The 21,680-nt window shown below is 71.5% G+C and carries 18 protein-coding genes and 1 tRNA gene; 16 read left to right on the top strand and 3 right to left on the bottom strand.

The genetic code is table 11. The features are described from left to right. Positions 1-53 precede the first annotated feature (53 nt). Entirely contained in the window at positions 54-887 is an 834-nt protein-coding gene (locus ACZ303_RS10990) for a polysaccharide deacetylase family protein (protein ID WP_467337350.1), read from the top strand. A 90-nt stretch (positions 888-977) separates the two neighbouring features. Here the strand turns inward: ACZ303_RS10990 and ACZ303_RS10985 are convergent, their stop codons facing one another. The 3 genes from ACZ303_RS10985 to ACZ303_RS10975 form a co-directional block, all read right to left on the bottom strand. After that, the gene (locus tag ACZ303_RS10985) at positions 978-2,516 is read right to left on the bottom strand and encodes an amino acid permease (protein ID WP_467337348.1); all 1,539 of its coding nucleotides are present in this window, start codon (positions 2,514-2,516) and stop codon (positions 978-980) included. Between the two features lie 79 nt (positions 2,517-2,595). Further along, entirely contained in the window at positions 2,596-3,441 is an 846-nt protein-coding gene (locus ACZ303_RS10980; protein WP_467337346.1) for a hypothetical protein, read from the bottom strand. A gap of 454 nt (positions 3,442-3,895) precedes the next feature. Then, positions 3,896-3,967: transfer RNA gene (locus ACZ303_RS10975), tRNA-Arg, on the bottom strand. Positions 3,968-4,178: 211 nt separating this feature from the next. On the opposite strand from ACZ303_RS10975, the gene ACZ303_RS10970 reads away from it, so the two are divergent. From ACZ303_RS10970 to ACZ303_RS10900, 15 genes are all read left to right on the top strand, one after another. Next, positions 4,179-4,637, top strand: coding sequence for a response regulator (locus ACZ303_RS10970; protein WP_467337484.1), 459 nt, complete (start codon positions 4,179-4,181; stop codon positions 4,635-4,637). Between the two features lie 96 nt (positions 4,638-4,733). Continuing rightward, positions 4,734-5,549 (top strand): ArgS-related anticodon-binding protein NrtL, encoded by an 816-nt coding sequence (gene nrtL, locus ACZ303_RS10965; protein WP_467337344.1) that lies wholly within the window; start codon positions 4,734-4,736, stop codon positions 5,547-5,549. A 15-nt stretch (positions 5,550-5,564) separates the two neighbouring features. Then, positions 5,565-6,956: a diaminopimelate decarboxylase gene (gene lysA / locus ACZ303_RS10960; protein WP_467337342.1), complete on the top strand. Its 1,392-nt coding sequence runs from the start codon at positions 5,565-5,567 to the stop codon at positions 6,954-6,956. Between the two features lie 192 nt (positions 6,957-7,148). Next, on the top strand, positions 7,149-8,441 hold the full coding sequence (locus ACZ303_RS10955) for a homoserine dehydrogenase (RefSeq protein WP_467337482.1): 1,293 nt from the start codon (positions 7,149-7,151) through the stop codon (positions 8,439-8,441). Between the two features lie 17 nt (positions 8,442-8,458). After that, positions 8,459-9,547 carry a threonine synthase gene (gene thrC, locus ACZ303_RS10950; RefSeq protein WP_467337340.1) on the top strand — a complete coding sequence of 363 codons (1,089 nt, stop codon included), beginning with the start codon at positions 8,459-8,461 and terminating at the stop codon, positions 9,545-9,547. Between the two features lie 337 nt (positions 9,548-9,884). Continuing rightward, complete coding sequence (thrB, locus tag ACZ303_RS10945) at positions 9,885-10,799, top strand: homoserine kinase (RefSeq protein ID WP_467337338.1); 915 nt, start codon at positions 9,885-9,887, stop codon at positions 10,797-10,799. A 419-nt stretch (positions 10,800-11,218) separates the two neighbouring features. After that, positions 11,219-13,327, top strand: a complete 2,109-nt coding sequence (gene rho, locus ACZ303_RS10940; RefSeq protein ID WP_467337336.1) for a transcription termination factor Rho — start codon at positions 11,219-11,221, stop codon at positions 13,325-13,327. Between the two features lie 350 nt (positions 13,328-13,677). Next, the gene (locus tag ACZ303_RS10935) at positions 13,678-14,796 is read left to right on the top strand and encodes an LCP family protein (protein ID WP_467337334.1); all 1,119 of its coding nucleotides are present in this window, start codon (positions 13,678-13,680) and stop codon (positions 14,794-14,796) included. 165 nt (positions 14,797-14,961) lie between these two features. Further along, positions 14,962-15,186 carry a 50S ribosomal protein L31 gene (gene rpmE / locus ACZ303_RS10930; protein ID WP_086573283.1) on the top strand — a complete coding sequence of 75 codons (225 nt, stop codon included), beginning with the start codon at positions 14,962-14,964 and terminating at the stop codon, positions 15,184-15,186. A gap of 102 nt (positions 15,187-15,288) precedes the next feature. After that, on the top strand, positions 15,289-16,368 hold the full coding sequence (gene prfA, locus ACZ303_RS10925) for a peptide chain release factor 1 (RefSeq protein ID WP_467337331.1): 1,080 nt from the start codon (positions 15,289-15,291) through the stop codon (positions 16,366-16,368). Between the two features lie 103 nt (positions 16,369-16,471). Continuing rightward, positions 16,472-17,317, top strand: coding sequence for a peptide chain release factor N(5)-glutamine methyltransferase (gene prmC, locus ACZ303_RS10920; protein ID WP_467337329.1), 846 nt, complete (start codon positions 16,472-16,474; stop codon positions 17,315-17,317). A 43-nt stretch (positions 17,318-17,360) separates the two neighbouring features. Continuing rightward, a complete protein-coding gene (locus ACZ303_RS10915) occupies positions 17,361-18,008 on the top strand; it encodes an L-threonylcarbamoyladenylate synthase (protein ID WP_467337327.1) in 648 nt (215 codons plus the stop codon). Further along, positions 18,005-18,664 (top strand): arsenate reductase/protein-tyrosine-phosphatase family protein, encoded by a 660-nt coding sequence (locus ACZ303_RS10910; protein ID WP_467337325.1) that lies wholly within the window; start codon positions 18,005-18,007, stop codon positions 18,662-18,664. Before ACZ303_RS10915 ends, ACZ303_RS10910 begins: the two co-directional genes overlap by 4 nt. Positions 18,665-18,738: 74 nt before the next feature. Next, a complete protein-coding gene (locus tag ACZ303_RS10905; protein WP_467337323.1) occupies positions 18,739-20,070 on the top strand; it encodes a serine hydroxymethyltransferase in 1,332 nt (443 codons plus the stop codon). 109 nt (positions 20,071-20,179) lie between these two features. Continuing rightward, positions 20,180-21,547 carry an MraY family glycosyltransferase gene (locus tag ACZ303_RS10900; protein ID WP_467337480.1) on the top strand — a complete coding sequence of 456 codons (1,368 nt, stop codon included), beginning with the start codon at positions 20,180-20,182 and terminating at the stop codon, positions 21,545-21,547. The last annotated feature ends 133 nt before the right edge of the window (positions 21,548-21,680 follow it).

The following is a 21,680-nucleotide window of genomic DNA, read 5'->3' as shown; positions in this document are numbered from 1 at the left end:
GGCGCATAGCTACGCGGGGGCCCGGACAACTCTCATCGAGGGAGGGGACGTTCATGGCACGATCGACCACCCGTAGGCGGCGTATCGCGATCGCGGCGGCATCGATTCTGGCACTCGTCGCGACGATACAGGGTTGCGTGGCCATGGCCACGGAGGACTCGGGGGCACCACGGCAGAACCAACAGGCGGGGCGGAGCGGCGGTGACGGCAAGGGGAAGCCGGGGGCTACGGAGCCCGGTCCCTCGGGGGCGTCCGGCGGGAGCAGCACCCCGCCGCCCCGCGTATCCGCCGAGATCTCGCACGAGAGCGAGAGCGCGGGCAAGGTGGTCAACCTCACCATCGACGACGGTCCCGAGCCGGGCTGGACGGAGAAGGTGCTGGACGTACTGAAGAAGAACGACGCCAAGGCCACCTTCTGCGTCATCGGTTCCCGGGCGAAGGAGTACCCCGCCCTCGTCAAGAAGGTCGTCGCGGCCGGGCACCGGCTCTGCGACCACTCCGTCGACCACAACACGGCCATGGACAAGCGCTCCGAGTCCTACCAGAAGCAGCAGGTGCTCGACGCGCTGAAGATGATCCAGGACGCGGCCGGCCCGGGCGTCGACGTCCGGTACTACCGTGCTCCGGGCGGCGCGTTCACCCCGTACAGCCGGGAGGTCGCGGCCTCCCACGGGATGCGGCCGCTCGGCTGGAGCGTCGACACCCACGACTGGCAGAACCCCGGCTCGGCGCGCATCGTCGAGTCGGTCAAACGCGGACTGAAGGAGGGCCCCACGGTCCTCTTCCACGACGGCGGCGGCAACCGCGGCCAGACCGTGGCGGCCCTGGAGGAACTGCTGCCCTGGATGAAGGAACAGGGCTACGCGTTCGCCTACCCGAAGATCTGACACCCAGGCGCTACGACGGGCCCGCCACCCGAACACCGGGGGCGGGCCCTTCCGCGTGGCTCCATGGCTCCACCACGTGGCCCTATGGCTCTACCAGCGGAACATCTCGTCGGCCGGCGCGGCGACGGCGGGCTCCCGGAGCTGAGCGGTGTTACGGGGGTGGTGGGGGTTGAGGAACCAGCGGCGGGCGGAGGCCAGCCACCAGACCCCGGCGAAGCCGAGCACGGCCACGACGGCGATCGGCGCGTAATTGAACGTGTCCACGGTGACGGGGCTGGACTGCGGCAGCATGAACAGCACCGTGATCAGCGCGACCCAGGAGATGGCCACGATCCCGATCGGCTTCGACCAGCGCCCCAGGTGCCAGGGCCCGCGTTCGAAGGAGTCGCCCTTGCGCAGCCGCAGCAGCGTCGGGGCGGCGTAGGCGAGGTAGAGGCCGATCGTGGCGATGGAGGTGACGGCCGCGTACGCCGTGGAGTTGATCAGGTAGGGCAGGCCGAGGACGAACGCGCCGCCGGCGGCCAGCCAGACGGCGTTGGTGGGCGTGCGCGTCTGCGGGTTGATCCGGTGCCAGACGCGCGAGAAGGGCAGTGCGCCGTCGCGGGAGAAGGCGTAGATCATCCGGGAGTTGGCGGTGACCGAGGCCATCCCGCAGAAGAGCTGGGCGACGATCACGACGAGCAGCAGCAGTTTCCCGGCCGAGGCGCCGAGCGCGTCCATGAAGATCTGCGCGGGGGGCACGTTCGTCGCGGTGCCGACCGAGCCGGTCCAGTCCTGGATGGCGTACGTCAGCCCCGCCAGCAGCACGAACCCCGCGATCCACGACACCCAGATCGACCGGACGATCCCGCGCGGACCGGCCACGGCGGCGTCGTTCGTCTCCTCGGTCATGTGCGCGGAGGCGTCGTAGCCGGTGAAGGTGTACTGCGCGACCAGCAGCGACAGCAGCCCCACGTACAGCCCCGAGCTCCAGCCGGTGTCGTTGACGAAGTGGGAGAAGACGAAGGACGTGGACTGGTGGTGGCCGGGCACCAGGAGCAGGGCCCCGACGATGAGCACCACACCGATCAGGTGCCACCACACGCTCACCGAGTTCAGGAACGCCACCAGTCGGACGCCGAAGGTGTTCAGCACGGCGTGCAGCACGAGCACGGCGCCGAAGAGCGCGATGGTGTGGCCGGGGGTGGCGGCGAAGCCGAACTGGAGATCCAGATAGGCGTTGAGGAACGACGCCGCCCCGAAGTCGATCCCGGCGGTCACCGCGACCTGCCCCAGCACGTTGAACCACCCGGTGAACCAGGCCCACGCCGCCCGCGACCGCTCCGGGGCCATCTGGTGCGCCCAGAAGTACAGCCCCGCGGAGGTCGGGTACGAGGAGCACACCTCCGCCATCGCCAGCCCCACGACCAGGGTCATCGCGCCGACGACCACCCAGCCCCAGGTGAGCATCGCCGGCCCGCCGGTGCGCATGCCGAACCCGTACATCGTCATGCAGCCGGAGAGGACGGAGATGATGGTGAACGACACCGCGAAGTTGGCGAACCCGGACATGCGCCGGGCCAGGACCTGGGTGTAGCCGAGCTGTTGGAGGCGCTCCTCGTCGGAGACGCCGGGGACATCGAGTGGCACGCGATTCTCTTTCTCGTGGGATGACGGCAAGGGAATGTGCGGCGGTACTCGGTTCGGTATTCGTTTTTTACGTGTGGTTTCACTTGTGGCGGACGGCCCGGAGGGCCCACTCCCGATGCCGCAGGAAGATCTCCCGGGCGTCCCCGCAGTAGGACCAGGGGACATCGGAGGCGTACGGCCCGATGGCCTGGAACACCTCGTACGCCTCGGCGTGCCGCCCGGCGAACGACAGGGCGTGGGCGAGGTAGTTGGCGTCGTCCATGAACTGGGCGTGCGGGCGCGGGGGCCGGTGGCGCCACCAGCTGTCCAGCACCTGGTCGAGGTGCGGGCAGTCGATCCACGGGTGGATGCTGAGCCCGTACGTACCGGCCTCGGTCTCCATCCGGTGCCGGTGGGACTCCGCGAGGGCCACCAGCGGCAGCACGGCGATGGGCTGCCCCTTGGGCGCGGTGTCGGCCCGCTCCTGGGCCCAGTGGTACATCTCGGCGCCGGAGCCGTGGTTGCGCGAGAAGAGATACGTGAGGACTTCCAGATGCGCCTCGCGGTTGTACGGATCGCGCTGCACCACCTCGGCCCAGACCTGCCGCAGGACCTTCCGCCCCGGGGCGTGGACGCGGATGAGGGCGAGCAGGACGACCCAGGGGGAGGGGTCGGCGGGCTCGGCGTCGGCGACGGCCAGACAGGTGGCCCAGGCCCGCTCCATCTCCCCGCGCCCGGCGCCCGCCCCGCTGACCATGGAACGCAGGGCCTGCACATGCGCGAGCAGCGCCAACGCGTCCGCCGACCGCGGCTCGGCCCGCACCCACGTATCGGCGAACCGCAACCGCGCCCCGGCCCGCGCCAGCACCTGGAGCCGGAAGATCCGCCGGTCCCAGTCCCGCCCGGTCGCGGCGAGCAGATCCCGCGGCCCGTCCCACCGCCCCATCGAGGCATCCTCGAGCACGGCCCGCAACGGCAGATCATCCCGAGCAGGATGCGGATCAACCCGCTCCCCGGCCCCCCGCCGGAACCTCATACGACGGCCAACTTCCTGTATTGACGTTCAATCAATTAGGCAGCACATGGCCAGACTTGACGAACCACGAACACACGCCCGCCCCCGACGGCGGCACCCTACCCCGCACGAGCGATCGATGGAGGGGTAACGGGTGAGGCAACTGGGGCGGGGCGGCTTGGCCGGCGTGCTCCCGGCAGGGGGTGACGCGAGCGGTCGGCCCGCGGCTTCCACGATCCGCGGCCGCGGGGGCCGAGCCGCGAGCGGCCAGGCGGTATGGGCGCCCGAAGAACACGGAACGCTCCGCCAGGGGAGCCCACATACGCCAAGACCCCGCTCTCAGCGTTACCGCTGATGGCGGGGTCTTCGGGCACTTCCTGCGAAGTGCCCCCGGCAGGATTCGAACCTGCGCACACGGCTCCGGAGGCCGTTGCTCTATCCCCTGAGCTACGGGGGCGTGTCGGCCGCTTGTCGCGGTGACGGGTAGAACACTACCAGCTCCGGAAGGGTGCGCCGCAACGGTATTCGGGCTGGTGGTGGGGTCGGGGGAGTGGCGCAGGGCGTGGGGGTCCCGGGGGGTGTCGGGGAAAGCTCGCCCGCACGGGGTGGAAGTGGGGAAAACCCGGACGCAGCGTGGCGGGCGCGCTTACTCTCGGGGTGTGCCTGGCTTGTCCGGCCGGGTCCTTGTCGTCGACGACAACAAGGTCATCCGGCAGCTGATCAGGGTCAACCTCGAACTTGAAGGTTTCGAGGTCGTGACCGCGGCCGATGGTGCCGAGTGCCTGGAGATCGTGCATCGCGTACGTCCCGACGTGGTGACCCTGGACGTCGTCATGCCCCGGCTCGACGGGCTGCATACGGCCGCGCGGCTGCGGGCCGACGCGCGGACCCGTGACATACCGATCGCGATCATCAGCGCGTGCACCCAGCTCGAGGTCGACAGCGGCCGGTCCGCCGGCGTCGACGCGTTCCTGGCGAAGCCGTTCGAGCCGACCGAGATGGTGCGGCTCGTCCGGAGACTGATGCGGCGGTGCAAGGGAGAGGGCGACGACCCGTCCCCCGGGGCCTCCGCCCCAGGGGACGTGGAGGCCGTGCGCGGGGTCGAGTTCATCTTCGGGGGAGAGTAGGGGAGAGCAGGAGAGGGGTGCGGGCCCGGCCGCCGCCGTCCCAGCTCGTGAAACCTGTTCGCCGAGCCGCCCCCCTTCTCCCCTAGGCTTGACCCTGTGACCCCCGCCGATCTCACCCGCACCGTGTTGCACACCGTGCGCCGCGCCGTCGAGGCGGCCGAGCTGCCCGCCGTCGTGCCGGAGCGGGTCACCGTGCGGGTCCCTCCCCGGCCCGGGTGTGGCGACTACGCCACCAACGTCGCCCTGCGCGTCGCCCAGGACACCGGCCGGCCCGTCCCCGAGATCGCCGAGGTGCTGCGCCGCCGGCTCGCCGCCGAGCCCGGTATCGCCCGGGTGGACATCGCCGGTCCCGGATTCCTCAACATCACCTTGGACGACCCCTCCAGAGACCTGGTGCGGGAACTGCTCCGCGAGCGTCCGCCCGCGCCCGTCCTCCCGCTGCCCCCGCCCTCCCCCGAGCTCCTCCACCGGCTCGGCCCCGACGCCGCCCGCTGGAGCCTGCTCTGCCCGCCCGGCCTCGACCGCGCCGAGCTGCTCGTCCAGCGCGAGAGCAACCCCCTCTTCCGCGTCCGCTACGCCCACGCCCGTAGCCAGGCGCTCCTCCGCAACGCCCATGACCTGGGCTTCGCGTCCGAGGCCGGGGAGATCGACGGGGACGCCACCGCGCTCCTCGCCGCCCTCGCCGACCACGCCCGCGTCACCGCCGCCCGCGCCCCCGAGCGCCTCGCCCGGCACCTCGAACGTCTCGCCGACGCCTTCCTCCGCTGGACGGCCACGTGCCCCACGCTGCCCCGCGGTGACGAGAAACCCTTGGCCGTTCACCGCGCCCGTCTGGCCCTCGCCGAGGCCGCGGGCAAGGTGCTGGCAGACGGCCTCCACCAGCTCGGCATCACCGCACCCGCACACCTCTGAGGGGATTCAGAGACCATGAGCCGCTCCGCCCACCCCGCCGGGCCCCGCTACGCCGACGTCCTTCCCGAGGGGCATTACACCGCCCCGCCCGCCGACCTCAACGCCCTCGACCCGCACGTGTGGGCCCGTACCGTCGGCCGCGCCGAGGACGGGACGATCACCGTCGGCGGCCGCAGCGTCACCGAGCTCGCCGCGGAGTTCGGGACGCCCGCGTACTTCCTCGACGAGGACGACTTCCGGGCCCGCTGCCGCGCCTGGCGCGACGCGTTCGGCGCGGACGCCGACGTCTTCTACGCCGGCAAGGCGTTCCTCTCCCGCGCCGTCGTGCGCTGGCTGCACGAGGAAGGGCTCAACCTCGACGTCTGCTCCGAGGGCGAGCTGGCCACCGCGCTCGCCGCCGGGATGCCCGCCGAGCGCATCGCGCTGCACGGCAACAACAAGTCGGTCCAGGAGATCACCCGCGCCGTCGAGGCCGGCGTCGGGCGGATCGTCCTCGACTCCTTCCAGGAGATCGTCCGCGTCGCGCACATCGCCGACCGGCTCGGCAAGCGGCAGCGCGTACAGATCCGGGTGACCGTCGGCGTCGAGGCGCACACCCACGAGTTCATCGCCACCGCCCACGAGGACCAGAAGTTCGGCCTCGCGCTCGCCGGCGGCCAGGCCGCCGAGGCCGTCCGCCGCGCGCTCAAGCTCGACGGGCTGGAGCTCATCGGCATCCACTCCCACATCGGTTCGCAGATCTTCGACACCTCCGGCTTCGAGGTCGCCGCCCACCGCGTCATCGGGCTGCTGAAGGAGATCCGCGACGAGCACGGCGTCGAGCTGCCCGAGATCGACCTCGGCGGCGGCCTCGGCATCGCCTACACCTCCGACGACGACCCGCGCGAGCCGCGCGAGATCGCCACGGCCCTGCGCGACATCGTCACCCGCGAGTGCGCGACCGCCGGGCTCGCCGTGCCGCGGATCTCCGTGGAGCCGGGGCGCGCCATCGTCGGGCCGACGGCCTTCACGCTGTACGAGGTGGGCACCGTCAAGGAACTGCCGGGCCTGCGGACGTACGTGAGCGTGGACGGCGGCATGTCCGACAACATCCGCACCGCGCTCTACGACGCCGAGTACAGCGTCGCGCTGGCCTCCCGGACGTCCACCGCCCAGCCGATGCTCTCCCGCGTCGTCGGCAAGCACTGTGAGTCCGGCGACATCGTCGTACGCGACGCCTTCCTGCCCGCCGACATCGCGCCCGGCGACCTGCTCGCCGTGCCCGCGACCGGCGCGTACTGCCGCTCCATGGCCAGCAACTACAACCACGCGCTGCGCCCGCCGGTCGTGGCGGTGCGGGACGGCGCGGCGCGGGTGATCGTCCGCCGCGAGACGGAGGAGGACCTTCTCCGGCTCGACGTCGGCTGACGGACGCGATGCCGGCCGGCCCCTTCCGGGCCGGCCGACCCGGCGTCGGCCCGCGGGAATCACGTCGGCCGACGGAAATACGGAAATATAGATCTCGGATACTGGACGGGGGGCGGAATCCCCCGTTCGGTGAGTGAGACTGGTGCACTACCCAAGATGTATGAGGCTGTGTCGATGAAGAGCAGGGGTCGGATGATGCGTACGCGTCCGCTGAAGGTGGCGCTGCTGGGCTGTGGTGTGGTCGGCTCAGAGGTGGCGCGCATCATGACGACGCACGCCGCCGACCTCACGGCCCGCATCGGGGCGCCGGTCGAGCTCGCGGGCATCGCCGTCCGCCGGCCCGGCCGGGTACGGGCGGGTGTGCCGGAGGAGCTGATCACCACCGATGCCACCGCGCTCGTCAAACGCGGTGACATCGACGTGGTCGTCGAGGTCATCGGCGGCATCGAGCCGGCCCGCGCCCTGATCACCACCGCCTTCGAGCACGGCGCGAGCGTCGTCTCCGCGAACAAGGCCCTGCTCGCCGGCGACGGCGCGGCCCTGCACGCCAAGGCGGAGGAGCACGGCGCCGACCTGTACTACGAGGCCGCCGTCGCGGGCGCCATCCCGCTGGTCCGGCCGCTGCGCGAGTCCCTGGCCGGTGACAAGGTCAACCGGGTGCTCGGCATCGTCAACGGCACGACCAACTTCATCCTCGACAAGATGGACTCCAGCGGCGCCGGCTACTCCGAGGCGCTCGACGAGGCCACCGCCCTGGGCTACGCCGAGGCCGACCCGACCGCCGACGTCGAGGGCTTCGACGCCGCCGCCAAGGCCGCGATCCTCGCCGGGATCGCCTTCCACACGCGCGTACGCCTCGATGACGTCTATCGCGAGGGCATGACGGAGGTCACCGCCTCCGACTTCGCTTCCGCGAAGCAGATGGGCTGCACCATCAAGCTGCTGGCGATCTGCGAGCGCGCCGCGGACGGGCAGTCGGTCACCGCTCGGGTGCACCCCGCGATGATCCCGCTCAGCCACCCGCTCGCCTCCGTGCGCGAGGCGTACAACGCCGTCTTCGTCGAGGCCGAGGCCGCCGGCCAGCTGATGTTCTACGGGCCCGGCGCGGGCGGCTCGCCGACCGCCTCCGCGGTCCTCGGCGACCTGGTGGCCGTCTGCCGCAACAAGCTCGCCGAGTCCACCGGACCGGGTGAGTCCGCTTACACCCGCCTGCCGGTCAGCCCGATGGGCGAGGTGGTCACGCGCTACCACATCAGCCTCGACGTCGCCGACAAGCCCGGTGTCCTGGCCCAGGTCGCGACCGTCTTCGCCGAGCACGACGTCTCCATCGACACCGTCCGCCAGACGGGCAAGGACGGCAAGGCGTCCCTCGTCGTGGTCACCCACCGGGCCCCCGACGCCGCCCTCTCGGCGACCGTCGAGGCGCTGCGGGGTCTGGACACGGTCCGCGGGGTCGCGAGCATCATGCGCGTCGAAGGCGAATAAGGGGAGTTACGAAAGCAATGTCTGCCAACAACAGCCGCCAGGCGCCGCGTACCCACCAGTGGCGCGGCATCATCGAGGAGTACCGCGACCGGCTGCCGGTCACGGCCGACACGCCCGTCGTCACCCTGCGCGAGGGCGGCACGCCGCTCGTCCCCGCCCAGGTGCTCTCCGAGCGCACCGGCTGCGAGGTGCACCTCAAGGTCGAGGGCGCCAACCCCACCGGGTCCTTCAAGGACCGCGGCATGACGATGGCCATCACCCGGGCGAAGGAGGAGGGCGCCAAGGCCGTCATCTGCGCCTCCACCGGCAACACCTCCGCCTCGGCCGCCGCCTACGCCGTACGCGCCGGAATGGTCTGCGCCGTCCTGGTGCCGCAGGGCAAGATCGCGCTCGGCAAGATGGGCCAGGCGCTGGTCCACGGCGCCCGCATCCTCCAGGTCGACGGCAACTTCGACGACTGCCTCACGCTGGCCCGCGGCCTGTCCGAGCAGTACCCGGTCGCGCTGGTCAACTCGGTCAACCCGGTGCGCATCGAGGGCCAGAAGACCGCGGCCTTCGAGATCGTCGACGCCCTCGGCGACGCGCCCGACATCCACGTCCTGCCGGTCGGCAACGCGGGCAACATCACCGCCTACTGGCGCGGCTACCGCGAGTACGCCACCGACGGGATCGCCACCCGCAAGCCCCGCATGTGGGGCTTCCAGGCGTCCGGTTCGGCGCCGATCGTGCGCGGCGAGCCGGTGAAGGACCCGCACACCATCGCCACCGCGATCCGCATCGGCAACCCCGCGTCCTGGCGGTTCGCCGAGGAGGCGCGGGACGAGTCCGGCGGTCTCATCGACGAGGTGACCGACCGACAGATCCTGGCCGCCTACCGGCTGTTGGCCTCCCAGGAGGGCGTCTTCGTCGAGCCCGCCTCGGCGGCGAGCGTCGCGGGTCTGCTCAAGGCCGCGGAGCTGGGCCTGGTCGACCCGGGCCAGCGGATCGTCTGCACGGTCACCGGCAACGGCCTGAAGGACCCCGACTGGGCGGTGGCGGGCACGCCGCAGCCGGTCGTCGTCCCGGTGGACGCCGCGGTTGCCGCGCAGCGGCTCGGCCTCGTCTGACGGTACGTTCCCGGGGCTCCGCCCCGGACCCCGGTCCCATCGCCGGACGGGCTGGATTCAGCCCGTCCGGGGGCACCTCCCAGCGGTAGCTGGGGGAGATTGTGGACACGCCGTAACCGGCACATCCACCCCACGCCGCCACATATCCGGCGCGCCGCAGGCGACACGCATCGTGCGCCTCCCGTGCGCCCTATGTCGCCGCAGAACCTTCCTTCGATAGGCTGTACTCACTCCGCCCCGTCGCAGACCCCTGCCGCCCCCCACGCGGCATCGCCGTCGCGGCCCTTGCGGACGTTGCACGCCCCACCGAGGCCACACCAAGGAGAGTCATCGAGCGATGGCCGGTCCCGCCTTCCGCGCCGCCGCTGTCCGCGTGCGCACCCCCGCGACCAGCGCAAATCTCGGCCCGGGCTTCGACGCCCTGGGCCTGTCCCTGGGGCTGTACGACGACGTCGTCGTCCGGGTGGCCGAGTCCGGCCTGCACATCGACATCGCGGGTGAGGGTGCCGAGAGCCTGCCGCGTGACGAGAACCACCTGCTCGTACGAGCCCTGCGCACCGCTTTCGACCTGCTCGGCGGCCAGCCGCGCGGCCTGGAGGTCGTCTGCGCCAACCGCATCCCGCACGGCCGGGGCCTCGGCTCCTCCTCCGCCGCCATCTGCGCGGGCATAGTCGCCGCCCGCGCCGTGACCATAGGCGGGGCCGAGAAGCTCGACGACGCGGCGCTGCTGGAGCTCGCCACGGAGATCGAGGGCCACCCCGACAACGTCGCGGCCTGTCTGCTCGGCGGCTTCACCCTGGCGTGGATGGAGTCCGGAGTGGCGCGGGCCATTCGGATGAACCCTGCGGATTCCATCGTTCCGGTGGTCTTCGTACCCGCGAAGCCGGTCCTGACCGAGACCGCCCGGGGGCTGCTGCCGCGCAGCGTCCCCCATGTGGACGCGGCGGCCAACGCCGGGCGTGCGGCCCTGCTCGTAGAGGCCCTGACCAGGCGCCCCGAGCTGCTGCTGCCGGCCACCGAGGACCGGCTCCACCAGGACTACCGCGCCCCGGCGATGCCGGAGAGCGTGGCCCTGGTCAACCGACTGCGCGCGGACGGCGTCCCCGCGGTCATCTCCGGTGCGGGCCCCACGGTCCTCGCACTGGTCGAGAACGGTGCGGCCGACAAGGTCGCACGACTGGCGGGAGAGGGGTGGGCGGCCAACCGGCTGGCCCTTGACGCCGGGGGGACGAGCGTGCTGCCGCTCGCCTGATCGCCGCGGGGCCCGGGGTGACCCCGGCCCCGCGGAAAATAGCGGTTGCCGGTCTTGGAGAGGGGGAATGTTTGTGGGATCCGGTAGTGTTAACCTCAAGTCTGCACTCGAAGCCACATCGGCTCGGTGCTCTGTGTCCCGATCAGGGACCGCTTTTCTTCCGGGAGCCTCCCAAACTGCCTGAGCAGCCTGCCTGAGCAGATTCGAGCACGCTCCGGAATCGGCGTGGGTGACATGAGTGAAGTTGGTACGTCATGTCTTCACCACATTTCTTCACGCCGGAACCAATGAACTGATTCTTCCGCCGTACCGGCGGACCACCGCCCCGGCCCGGTCCGCAAAGCCAGACCGCAGCCGGACAGCACAACCGGTCGCCGAGCCAAGACAGGCCGACGCCCGCTCCAGGGAAGGACCCCTTCGTGAGCGACACCACCGATCTGATGGGCGTGAACGCCGGCGCCGCCGGCAATGCCTCCGCGCCCGCCACGGACGCTCCCGCCGCGCCTGCCACCGGTGCTGCCACCGCCCCCAAGCGGCGACGCTCGGGCACGGGCCTCGACGCCATGGTCCTGGCGGAGCTCCAGCAGCTCGCCTCCAGCCTCGGCATCAAGGGCACCGCGCGGATGCGCAAAGGCCAGCTGATCGAGGTCATCAAGGAACGGCAGGCCGGCGGTTCCGCCGCGCCCGCCAAGAGCGACGGGACGGCCGAGGCCGCCGAGACCAAGCCGAAGCGCCGCGCCACCTCCAAGGCCCGTACGGGTGAGGCGGCCGTGGACAAGGCGGACAAGGCCGAGAAGGCCGAGAAGCCCGCCGAGAAGGCCGCTGCCCAGCAGCAGATCGAGATCCCGGGCCAGCCGAGCAGTGACGAGCTGCCGGCCGGCGAGCGCCGCCGCCGTCGGGCCACCGCGCCCACCGGCAGCCCCGAGGTCACCGCCGAGGCCAAGGCCGAGGTGCGGACCGAGGAGCGGGTCGAGGCCAAGGCCGAGACCGCGCTGGACACCGCCGAGGGCAAGGGCGCCAAGGGCGCCGACCGCCAGGACCGCGCCGAGCGCGGCCAGAAGGCCGACCGCCGCGACCGCGGCGAGCGCGACCGCGGTGAGCGTGGCGACCGCGGTGAGCGCGGCCAGCGTGGCGAGCGCGGTGAGCGCGGTGAGCGTGACCGTGACCGCCGTGGCAACCGCGGTGACGACGCCGGCCAGCAGGGCGGCAACCGTCAGCAGCGCGACGGCCGTGGCGCGCCGCAGGGCGGCCCCCAGGGCGGCCCGCAGGACGACGACGACTTCGAGGGCGGCCGTCGCGGCCGCCGCGGCCGCTACCGCGACCGCCGTGGCCGTCGTGGCCGTGACGAGGCCGGCTTCGGCAACGAGCCGCAGGTCTCCGAGGACGACGTCCTGATCCCCGTCGCGGGCATTCTGGACATCCTCGACAACTACGCGTTCATCCGGACCTCCGGCTACCTCCCGGGCCCGAACGACGTCTACGTCTCCCTCGCCCAGGTCCGTAAGAACGGCCTGCGCAAGGGTGACCACGTCACCGGCGCGGTGCGGCAGCCGAAGGACGGCGAGCGGCGCGAGAAGTTCAACGCCCTCGTGCGCCTCGACTCGGTGAACGGCATGGCGCCCGAAACCGGCCGTGGCCGCCCGGAGTTCGGCAAGCTCACCCCGCTCTACCCGCAGGACCGCCTGCGGTTGGAGACGGACCCGGGCGTGCTGACGACCCGCATCATCGACCTGGTCGCCCCCATCGGCAAGGGCCAGCGCGGTCTGATCGTGGCCCCGCCGAAGACCGGTAAGACCATGATCATGCAGGCGATCGCCAACGCGATCACCACCAACAACCCCGAGTGCCACCTGATGGTCGTCCTGGTCGACGAGCGTCCGGAAGAGGTCACCGACATGCAGCGGTCGGTCAAGGGCGAGGTCATCTCCTCGACCTTCGACCGCCCGGCCGAGGACCACACCACCGTCGCCGAGCTGGCCATCGAGCGCGCCAAGCGCCTCGTCGAGCTGGGTCACGACGTGGTCGTCCTGCTGGACTCGATCACCCGTCTGGGCCGCGCCTACAACCTGGCCGCCCCGGCCTCGGGCCGCATCCTGTCCGGTGGTGTCGACTCGACCGCGCTCTACCCGCCGAAGAAGTTCTTCGGCGCCGCGCGCAACATCGAGGACGGCGGCTCGCTGACCATCCTGGCCACCGCGCTCGTCGAGACCGGCTCGCGCATGGACGAGGTGATCTTCGAGGAGTTCAAGGGCACCGGCAACATGGAGCTCAAGCTCGACCGGAAGCTCGCCGACAAGCGCATCTTCCCGGCCGTCGACGTCGACCCGTCCGGCACCCGCAAGGAGGAGATCCTCCTGGGTGGCGAGGAGTTGGGCATCGTCTGGAAGCTCCGCCGGGTGCTGCACGCGCTCGACTCGCAGCAGGCCATCGAGCTGCTTCTCGACAAGATGAAGCAGACGAAGTCCAACGCCGAGTTCCTGATGCAGATCGCGAAGACGACGCCCTCCTCGGGCAACGGCAACGACTGATCCGCGCGGCGCTCACGCACCACCGGGGCCTCCCCGCCACAGCCGTGGCGGGGAGGCCCCGCGCTTTGCGTTACCGACCCGTGACCTCTTGAGATGTGCGCCACAGCGCGGCCGTTCGGAATTGGCCGGAACCGGCCCCCTTCGGTTGGCCGAAAGCGCAGGTCACGGCAGGCGGGGGAGATCCGTAACCGGCCCGCCGTCCGGAAAATTTCTAAGACGGTCCTCATAACGGCCTGTGCAACCCTGACGCAGGCTTCCCCGTCATGACAGATGACGGAAGACCGGCCTGGCACCGAGAGCACCGAGCGGGCAGGGGGTAGCCGATAACCCAGCGGAGGACAGAGGAACGCATGGCTGACGAGATCAAGAGCGAGCGGGCGGGAGCGCACCGACGCCGAGTCCGTGGCTCCGGTGGCCGGCGCCGCAAGGCCCGTCCCCCTCGTAAGGGCTGGCGAATAGCCGCCTGGACCGCCACCGGTGTGGTCCTCGTCGGCGGAGCCGGGGCCGGATTCCTCTACTTCAAGTTCAACGGCAACCTCCACAGCGTCGACATCAACGCCGCCCTGGGCAAGAACCGCCCCGTCAACGTCGACAACGGCTCCCAGGACATCCTCGTCCTCGGCTCCGACTCCCGGGCCGGCGCCAACAGCGCCTACGGCAGGGACGAGGGCAGCTCCCGCTCCGACACCGCGATGATCGTCCACGTCTACGCGGGCCACAAGCAGGCCAGCGTCGTGAGCATCCCCCGCGACACGATCGTCGCCCGCCCCGAGTGCAAGACCCCGAAGGGCAAGGTCAGTCCGGCCGTCAAGCACGCGCAGTTCAACGAGGCGTACACGGTCGGGGGCGCGGCCTGCGCCGTCAAGACCGTCGAGGCGATGACCGACATCCGGATGGATCACTACCTGGAGGTCGACTTCGCCGGCTTCCAGAAGCTGATCGACAAGCTCGGCGGGGTCGAGGTCACCACCACCAAGCCCATCCGCGACAAGTGGAGCCACCTCGACCTCCCCGCGGGCAAGCACACCCTCAACGGCGAACAGTCCCTCGGTCTCGTACGGACCCGGCACGGCGTCGGCGACGGCAGCGACCTCGGCCGGATCAAGCTCCAGCAGGCGTTCATCAAGGCCCTGCTGGACCAGGTCAAGCAGGTCGGCCTGTTCACCAGCCCCACCAAGCTCTACGGGCTCGCCGACACCGCCACCAAGGCGCTGACCACCGACCGCGAGCTGGCCTCGGTCGACAAGCTGTACGCGTTCACCAGCGGCCTCAAGGGCATCGGCTCCGAGGACATGCACATGGTGACGCTGCCGGTCGGCGACGACCCCCAGGACCCCAACCGGGTGATCCCGCTGACCGAGGCCAGCGGGCAGATCTGGTCGGCGCTCCGCGACGACAAGCCGATCCCGGAGTCCGCGATCAAGGACGGCGCGGGCAGCAGGACCGGCGCCGACGACGTCGTGAAGTAGCCCGTCCACCGTCCGTCCACCGTCGGACGGGCCCGGGAATAACCGGCTGCCACCTCTCGTTTTGGGGGATACGGCCAGTCCTGGCAAACTGGTACGTCGGCCCCGGTTCACGCAAGGCAATCCCGCCTCTGCGACCCGGTGCTCTCCCGAACCTAGGAGATCCCCTTGAAGCGCGACATCCACCCGGAGTACGTCGAGACGCAGGTCAGCTGCACCTGTGGCGCCTCGTTCACCACCCGTAGCACCGTCGCGGACGGCACCATCCGTGCCGACGTCTGCTCCGAGTGCCACCCGTTCTACACGGGCAAGCAGAAGATCCTCGACACCGGTGGCCGCGTGGCGCGGTTCGAGGCCCGCTTCGGCAAGACCGCCGGGTCCGCCAAGAAGTAGCGACCCGCAGGCGCCGGTCCTCGGTCGCCCTTCGCGTGCGAGGGGCGACCGGACCGGCGTTTTGTCGTCAGCAGGCCCGTCACTTCCAGCTAGGGAAACTTGATGTTCGAGGCAGTCGAGGAACTCATCGGTGAGCACGCCGACCTCGAGAAGCGGCTCGCCGACCCCGCCGTACACGCGGATCAGGCCAACGCCCGCAAGCTCAACAAGCGCTACGCCGAGCTGACCCCGATCGTCGGCACGTACCGCTCCTGGAAGCAGACCGGCGACGACATCGAGACCGCGCGCGAGTTCGCGGCCGACGACCCCGACTTCGCCGCCGAGGTCAAGGACCTGGAGAAGGAGCGCGAGGCGCTCACCGAGAAGCTGCGCCTGCTGCTCGTGCCCCGCGACCCCAGTGACGACAAGGACGTGATCCTCGAGGTCAAGGCGGGCGCCGGCGGCGACGAGTCGGCGCTCTTCGCCGGCGACCTGCTGCGGATGTACCTGCGCTACGCCGAGCGCGTGGGCTGGAAGACCGAGATCATCGACGCCACCGAGTCCGAGCTGGGCGGCTACAAGGACGTCCAGGTCGCCGTGAAGACCAAGGGCGGCAACGGCGCCACCGAGCCCGGCCAGGGCGTCTGGGCGCGGCTGAAGTACGAGGGCGGGGTGCACCGCGTCCAGCGCGTGCCCGCCACCGAGTCCCAGGGCCGGATCCACACCTCCGCCGCCGGCGTGCTCGTCACGCCCGAGGCCGAGGAGATCGACGTCGAGATCCACCAGAACGACCTGCGCATCGACGTCTACCGCTCGTCGGGCCCCGGCGGCCAGTCCGTCAACACCACCGACTCCGCGGTCCGCATCACCCACCTGCCGACCGGCATCGTCGCCTCCTGCCAGAACGAGAAGAGCCAGCTCCAGAACAAGGAGCAGGCCCTGCGCATCCTGCGGTCCCGGCTGCTCGCCGCCGCCCAGGAGGAGGCCGAGCGCAACGCCGCGGACGCCCGCCGCAGCCAGGTCCGCACCGTCGACCGCTCCGAGAAGATCCGGACGTACAACTTCCCGGAAAACCGCATCTCGGACCACCGCGTCGGCTTCAAGGCGTACAACTTGGACCAGGTGCTCGACGGCGAGCTGGACCCGGTGATCCAGGCGTGTGTCGACGCCGACTCGGCGGCGAAGCTGGCCGCCGCCAACTGACCGGCACACCCGTAGGCTCCGTCCCCGATCGCCGGGCGGATCCCCAGCAGGCCGGTCCGGCGATCACGGACGACAGTGGTGACGAAAGCGCGAGAGGATCAACGTGAACCTGCTGCTCGCAGAGGTGGCGCAAGCCACCCAGCGGCTGGCCGACGCCGGCGTACCTTCTCCGCGCTTCGACGCGGAGGAGCTCGCCGCGTTCGTGCACGGCGTCAAGCGGGGTGAGCTGCACAACGTGCCGGACGCCGACTTCGACGCCCGCTACTGGGAGGCCATCGCCCGCCGCGAGGCCCGCGAACCCCTCCAGCACATCACCGGCCGCGCCTTCTTCCGCTACCTCGAACTTCAGGTCGGCCCCGGCGTCTTCGTGCCCCGCCCCGAGACCGAGTCGGTCGTCGGCTGGGCCATAGACGCCGTCCGGGCCATGGACGTCGTCGAACCCCTGATCGTCGACCTGTGCACCGGCTCCGGGGCCATCGCCCTGGCCCTCGCGCAGGAAGTGCCCCGCTCCCGGGTGCACGCCGTGGAGCTGGACGAGGGCGCCCTGAGCTGGGCCCGCAAGAACGTCGAGGGCTCCCGTGTCACCCTGCACCACGGCAACGCCCTGACCGCGCTCCCCGAGCTCGACGGCCAGGTCGACCTGGTGATCAGCAACCCCCCGTACATCCCGCTGACCGAGTGGGAGTACGTGGCGCCCGAGGCCCGCGACCACGACCCCGAGCTGGCGCTCTTCTCCGGCGAGGACGGCCTCGACACCATCCGCGGCATCGAGCGCACCGCCCACCGGCTGCTGCGCCCGGGCGGCGTCGTCGTCATCGAGCACGCCGACACCCAGGGCGGGCAGGTGCCGTGGATCTTCACCGAGGAGCGGGGCTGGGCCGACGCGGCCGACCACCCCGACCTCAACAATCGCCCCCGCTTCGCCACCGCGCGAAAGGCGATGCCGTGAGCACGGCACATCAGACATTCGCCCTGTACGAGGAGGTCCGTTAATGGCACGGCGATACGACTGCAGCGACGCGACCGACCGCCAGACCGGTCTGCGCGAGGCCGTCGCCGCGGTGCGCCGCGGTGAGCTGGTCGTGCTCCCCACCGACACCGTCTACGGCATCGGCGCGGACGCCTTCGGCCCCGAAGCCGTCAGCGACCTCCTGGCCGCCAAGGGCCGCGGCCGGGGCATGCCCACGCCCGTCCTGATCGGCTCCCCGAACACCCTGCACGGCCTCGTCACGGACTTCTCCGAGCAGGCGTGGGAGCTCGTCGACGCCTTCTGGCCCGGCGGGCTCACCCTCGTGGCCAACCACCAGCCGTCCCTGACCTGGGACCTGGGCGAGACCCACGGCACCGTCGCCGTCCGGATGCCGCTGCACCCGGTCGCCATCGAGCTGCTCACCGAGTTCGGCCCGATGGCCGTCTCCAGCGCCAACCTCACCGGCCACCCGGCGCCGCAGGACTGCGACGCCGCCCAGGAGATGCTCGGCGACTCCGTCTCCGTCTACCTCGACGGCGGCCCCACCCCCGCCGACGTGCCCTCCTCCATCGTGGACGTCACCGGCAAGAGGCCCGTCCTGCTGCGCGCCGGTGCGATCAGCGCCGAGCAGCTCCGCGAGGTAGTGCCCGACCTCGAGGTGGCGAATTGATCGCCCCGCAGGGGCGTGGCATAGCGGGACCGGACACGGACAGTTCCACCGACACCTTCCGCATCCTCCACGTCAGCACCGGCAACGTCTGCCGCTCGCCCATCACCGAGCGGCTGACCCGCCATGCCCTCACCGACCGCCTCGGCGACCCCTTCGCCGGCGGCCTGGTGGTGGAGAGCGCCGGCACCTGGGGCCACGAGGGCGCGCCCATGGAGGCGCACGCCGCCACCGTCCTGGCCGACCTCGGCGCCGACCCGGACGGATTCATCGGCCGGGAGCTCCTCGACGAGCACGTCATCCGCGCCGACCTGGTCCTGACCGCCACCCGCGACCACCGCGCCCAGGTCATCTCCATGGGCCACTCCGCGGGCCTGCGCACCTTCACGCTCAAGGAGTTCACCCGGCTCGTACGGGCCATAGACCCCACGACCCTCCCGGACCCCGCACCGGCCGGCGGGGTCGTCGACCGCGCCCGCGCCCTGGTGCAGGCCGCCGCCGCGCTGCGCGGCTGGCTGCTGGCGCCGAACGCGGAGGCCGACGAGGTCCACGACCCCTACGGCGCCCCCATCACCTTCTTCCGCTCCATCGGCGACGAGATCAACCAGGCGCTCGACCCGGTCCTCACCGCGCTCACCGGAGTGGCGTCCCGCTCCTGAGCAGCGGCCGTACGGCCCGGGGCCTACATTGGGTGGTGAGCCCATCGCACCCGTCCCACAGCCCGGAGCCGGCGATGTCCGCGACCCCCGTCACCCCCGCGCCCCGCCGGGACGCCGCCGCACCCGAGAGCGTCCCCGAGGACCGGCGCCGGCCGGAGCCCGTGTGGGGACACGGCTTCGAGGCGCTGCTGCGCCAGGACCCCGAGCTCGCCGGCCTCCTCCTCGGCGAGGCGGAGCGGCAGGCGAGCGGCCTCCAGCTCATCGCCGCCGAGAACTTCACCTCGCCCGCCGTCCTCGCCGCCCTCGGCTCGCCGCTCGCCAACAAGTACGCCGAGGGCTATCCCGGCGCCCGCCACCACGGCGGCTGCGAGCTCGTCGACCTCGCCGAGCGGATCGCCACGGACCGCGCCAAGGCCCTCTTCGGCGCCGACCACGCCAACGTCCAGCCGCACTCCGGCTCCTCCGCCGTGCTGGCCGCCTACGCCGCCCTGCTGCGCCCCGGCGACACCGTGCTCGCCATGGGCCTGCCGCACGGCGGCCACCTCACCCACGGCTCCCCGGCGAACTTCTCCGGCCGCTGGTTCGACTTCGCCGGCTACGGCGTCCGCCGCGACACCGGGCTGATCGACTACGACGAGGTGCGCGCCCTGGCCCGTAGGCACCGGCCGAAGGCCATCGTCTGCGGCTCGATCTCCTATTCCCGCCACCCCGACTACGCCGCCTTCCGCGACATCGCCGACGAGTCGGGCGCCTACCTCATCGCGGACGTGGCCCACCCGATAGGGCTGATCGCCGGGGGAGCGGCGCCCAGCCCCGTCCCGTACGCCGATGTGGTGTGCGCCACCACGCACAAGGTGCTGCGCGGACCGCGCGGCGGGCTGATCCTGTGCCGGGCCGAGCTGGCGGGCCGCGTCGACCGGGCGGTCTTCCCGTTCACCCAGGGCGGCGCCCAGATGCACACCATCGCGGCCAAGGCCGTGGCCTTCGGCGAGGCCGCCACCCCGGCCTTCACCGCGTACGCGCACCAGGTCGTGGCCAACGCCCGCGTCCTTGCCGCCGCGCTGGCCGCTGAGGGCCTCGTGGTGACCACAGGCGGCACCGACACCCACATGATGACCACCGACGTCTCCGGGCTCGCCCTGGACGCCGTCACGGCCCGCGGCAGGCTCGCGGCCTCCGGTGTCGCCCTGGACACCTGCGGTCTGCCGCACGGCACCGGCCGCACCCTCCACGGCCTGCGCCTGGGCACCGCGGCGGTCACCACCCAGGGCATGCGCGAGGCGGAGATGGCCCGGATCGCGGTGCTGCTGGGGGCCGCGCTGCGGGGCGACGGCCGAGGCGGGCTGCGCGCGGCGGTGGCCGAGCTGGCAGCCGGGTTCCCTCCTTATCCCGCCCACATCCGGTAGCTGCAACCATCGCGGGACGGCGGATCGTCTATAGCCGCGTCCATGGCCGCATTCACCGATCGGGGGCGGACGCGAATATGGTGTGGGGCTGTGATGGCCAGCGCGAACCCTGGGGCAGCCCGTGCGTGAATACCTGCTGACGTTGTGCGTCACCGCCGCGGTCACCTATCTCCTGACGGGGCCGGTGCGGAAGTTCGCGATCGTGGCCGGTGCCATGCCGGAGATCCGCGCGCGCGACGTCCACCGCGAACCCACCCCCCGCCTCGGCGGCATCGCGATGTTCGGCGGACTGTGCGCGGGGCTGCTGGTGGCCGCCCATCTGTCGAACCTCGGCAAGGTCTTCGAGCTGGGCAACGAACCCAGAGCGCTGCTCTCGGGCGCCGGCCTGATCTGGATCCTCGGCGTCCTGGACGACAAGTGGGGCGTGGACGCCCTGGTGAAGCTCGGCGGCCAGATGATCGCCGCCGGTGTGATGGTCCTCCAGGGCCTGACCATCCTGTGGATCCCGGTGCCCGGCGTCGGCACGGTCTCGCTGACCTCCATGCAGGGCACGCTGCTCACCGTCGCGCTGGTCGTGATCACCATCAACGCGGTCAACTTCGTCGACGGCCTGGACGGCCTGGCCTCCGGCATGGTGTGCATCGCCGCCGCGGCGTTCTTCCTCTACGCCTACCGGCTCTGGTTCGGCCACAACGTGGAGGCGGCCGCGCCCGCGACGCTGTTCGCGGCGGTCCTGATGGGCATGTGCCTGGGCTTCCTGCCGCACAACATGCACCCCGCCCGGATCTTCATGGGCGACTCCGGCTCGATGCTCATCGGCCTGGTGCTGGCCGCGGGCGCGATCTCCATCACCGGCCAGGTCGACCCCGACCTGCTCTACCAGCAGGTCGGCGGCGAGCGGAACGCCGTGCAGACGATGGTGCCGGTCTACATCCCGCTGCTGCTCCCGCTCACGGTGATCGCGGTGCCGGTCGCCGACCTGCTGCTGGCGATCGTGCGGCGGACCTGGAACGGCCAGTCGCCCTTCGCCGCGGACCGCGGCCACCTGCACCACCGGCTGCTGGAGCTCGGCCACTCGCACAGCCGGGCCGTGCTGATCATGTACTTCTGGTCGGCGCTCATCGGCTTCGGCACCGTGGCCTACTCCGTGCACTCGGCGAGCGTGTGGATCCTGCTGCTGATCGTCACCCTGAGCGCGGTCGGCCTGGTGCTCCTGCTGCTGCCGCGCGTCAAGCCGCGCGCGCCCCGCTGGGCCGAGGCGTTCGTACCGCCGCGCTACCGCCGCCGCCGGGCGGTGCCGGCGGCCGCCACCGGGGAGAGCACGGCGGGCCTGCACGGCGCGACCGCCGTGAGCGGGGAGGAAGCGGCCGACGCGGAGGCCGGGCGCGAGCCGGTGCCCGCGGGTCTGCACGGCGCGACGGCCATCGGCGACCGCTCCCGGTTCAGCCACCCCAGGAAGATCAGCAGCCCCCGCTGAGGGCCGGGCTCTACCAGAGATCCACAGGCTCCGTCAGTGCTATGACCGGCCACTTAACCCTTCCGTGTGACGTCGAGCACACGATGTAGGTAAAGACCTCATCAAATAGTTTGTGATACCGTTCACGAAACCC

The organism is Streptomyces sp. NPDC023527, from assembly GCF_055560115.1.
Note: the sequence above shows the minus strand (reverse complement) of the source record. Positions and strands in the feature narration are given on the sequence as shown.

Excerpts from the sequence above, each read along its gene's own strand:
- prfA (WP_467337331.1), top strand. The coding sequence starts at position 15,289 with ATGTTCGAGGCAGTCGAGGAACTCATCGGTGAGCACGCCGACCTCGAG.
- ACZ303_RS10915 (WP_467337327.1), top strand. The coding sequence starts at position 17,361 with ATGGCACGGCGATACGACTGCAGCGACGCGACCGACCGCCAGACCGGT.
- ACZ303_RS10955 (WP_467337482.1), top strand. The coding sequence starts at position 7,149 with ATGATGCGTACGCGTCCGCTGAAGGTGGCGCTGCTGGGCTGTGGTGTG.
- ACZ303_RS10990 (WP_467337350.1), top strand. The coding sequence starts at position 54 with ATGGCACGATCGACCACCCGTAGGCGGCGTATCGCGATCGCGGCGGCA.
- lysA (WP_467337342.1), top strand. The coding sequence starts at position 5,565 with ATGAGCCGCTCCGCCCACCCCGCCGGGCCCCGCTACGCCGACGTCCTT.
- ACZ303_RS10905 (WP_467337323.1), top strand. The coding sequence starts at position 18,739 with ATGTCCGCGACCCCCGTCACCCCCGCGCCCCGCCGGGACGCCGCCGCA.
- thrB (WP_467337338.1), top strand. The coding sequence starts at position 9,885 with ATGGCCGGTCCCGCCTTCCGCGCCGCCGCTGTCCGCGTGCGCACCCCC.
- ACZ303_RS10935 (WP_467337334.1), top strand. The coding sequence starts at position 13,678 with ATGGCTGACGAGATCAAGAGCGAGCGGGCGGGAGCGCACCGACGCCGA.
- ACZ303_RS10980 (WP_467337346.1), bottom strand. The coding sequence starts at position 3,441 with ATGGGGCGGTGGGACGGGCCGCGGGATCTGCTCGCCGCGACCGGGCGG.
- thrC (WP_467337340.1), top strand. The coding sequence starts at position 8,459 with ATGTCTGCCAACAACAGCCGCCAGGCGCCGCGTACCCACCAGTGGCGC.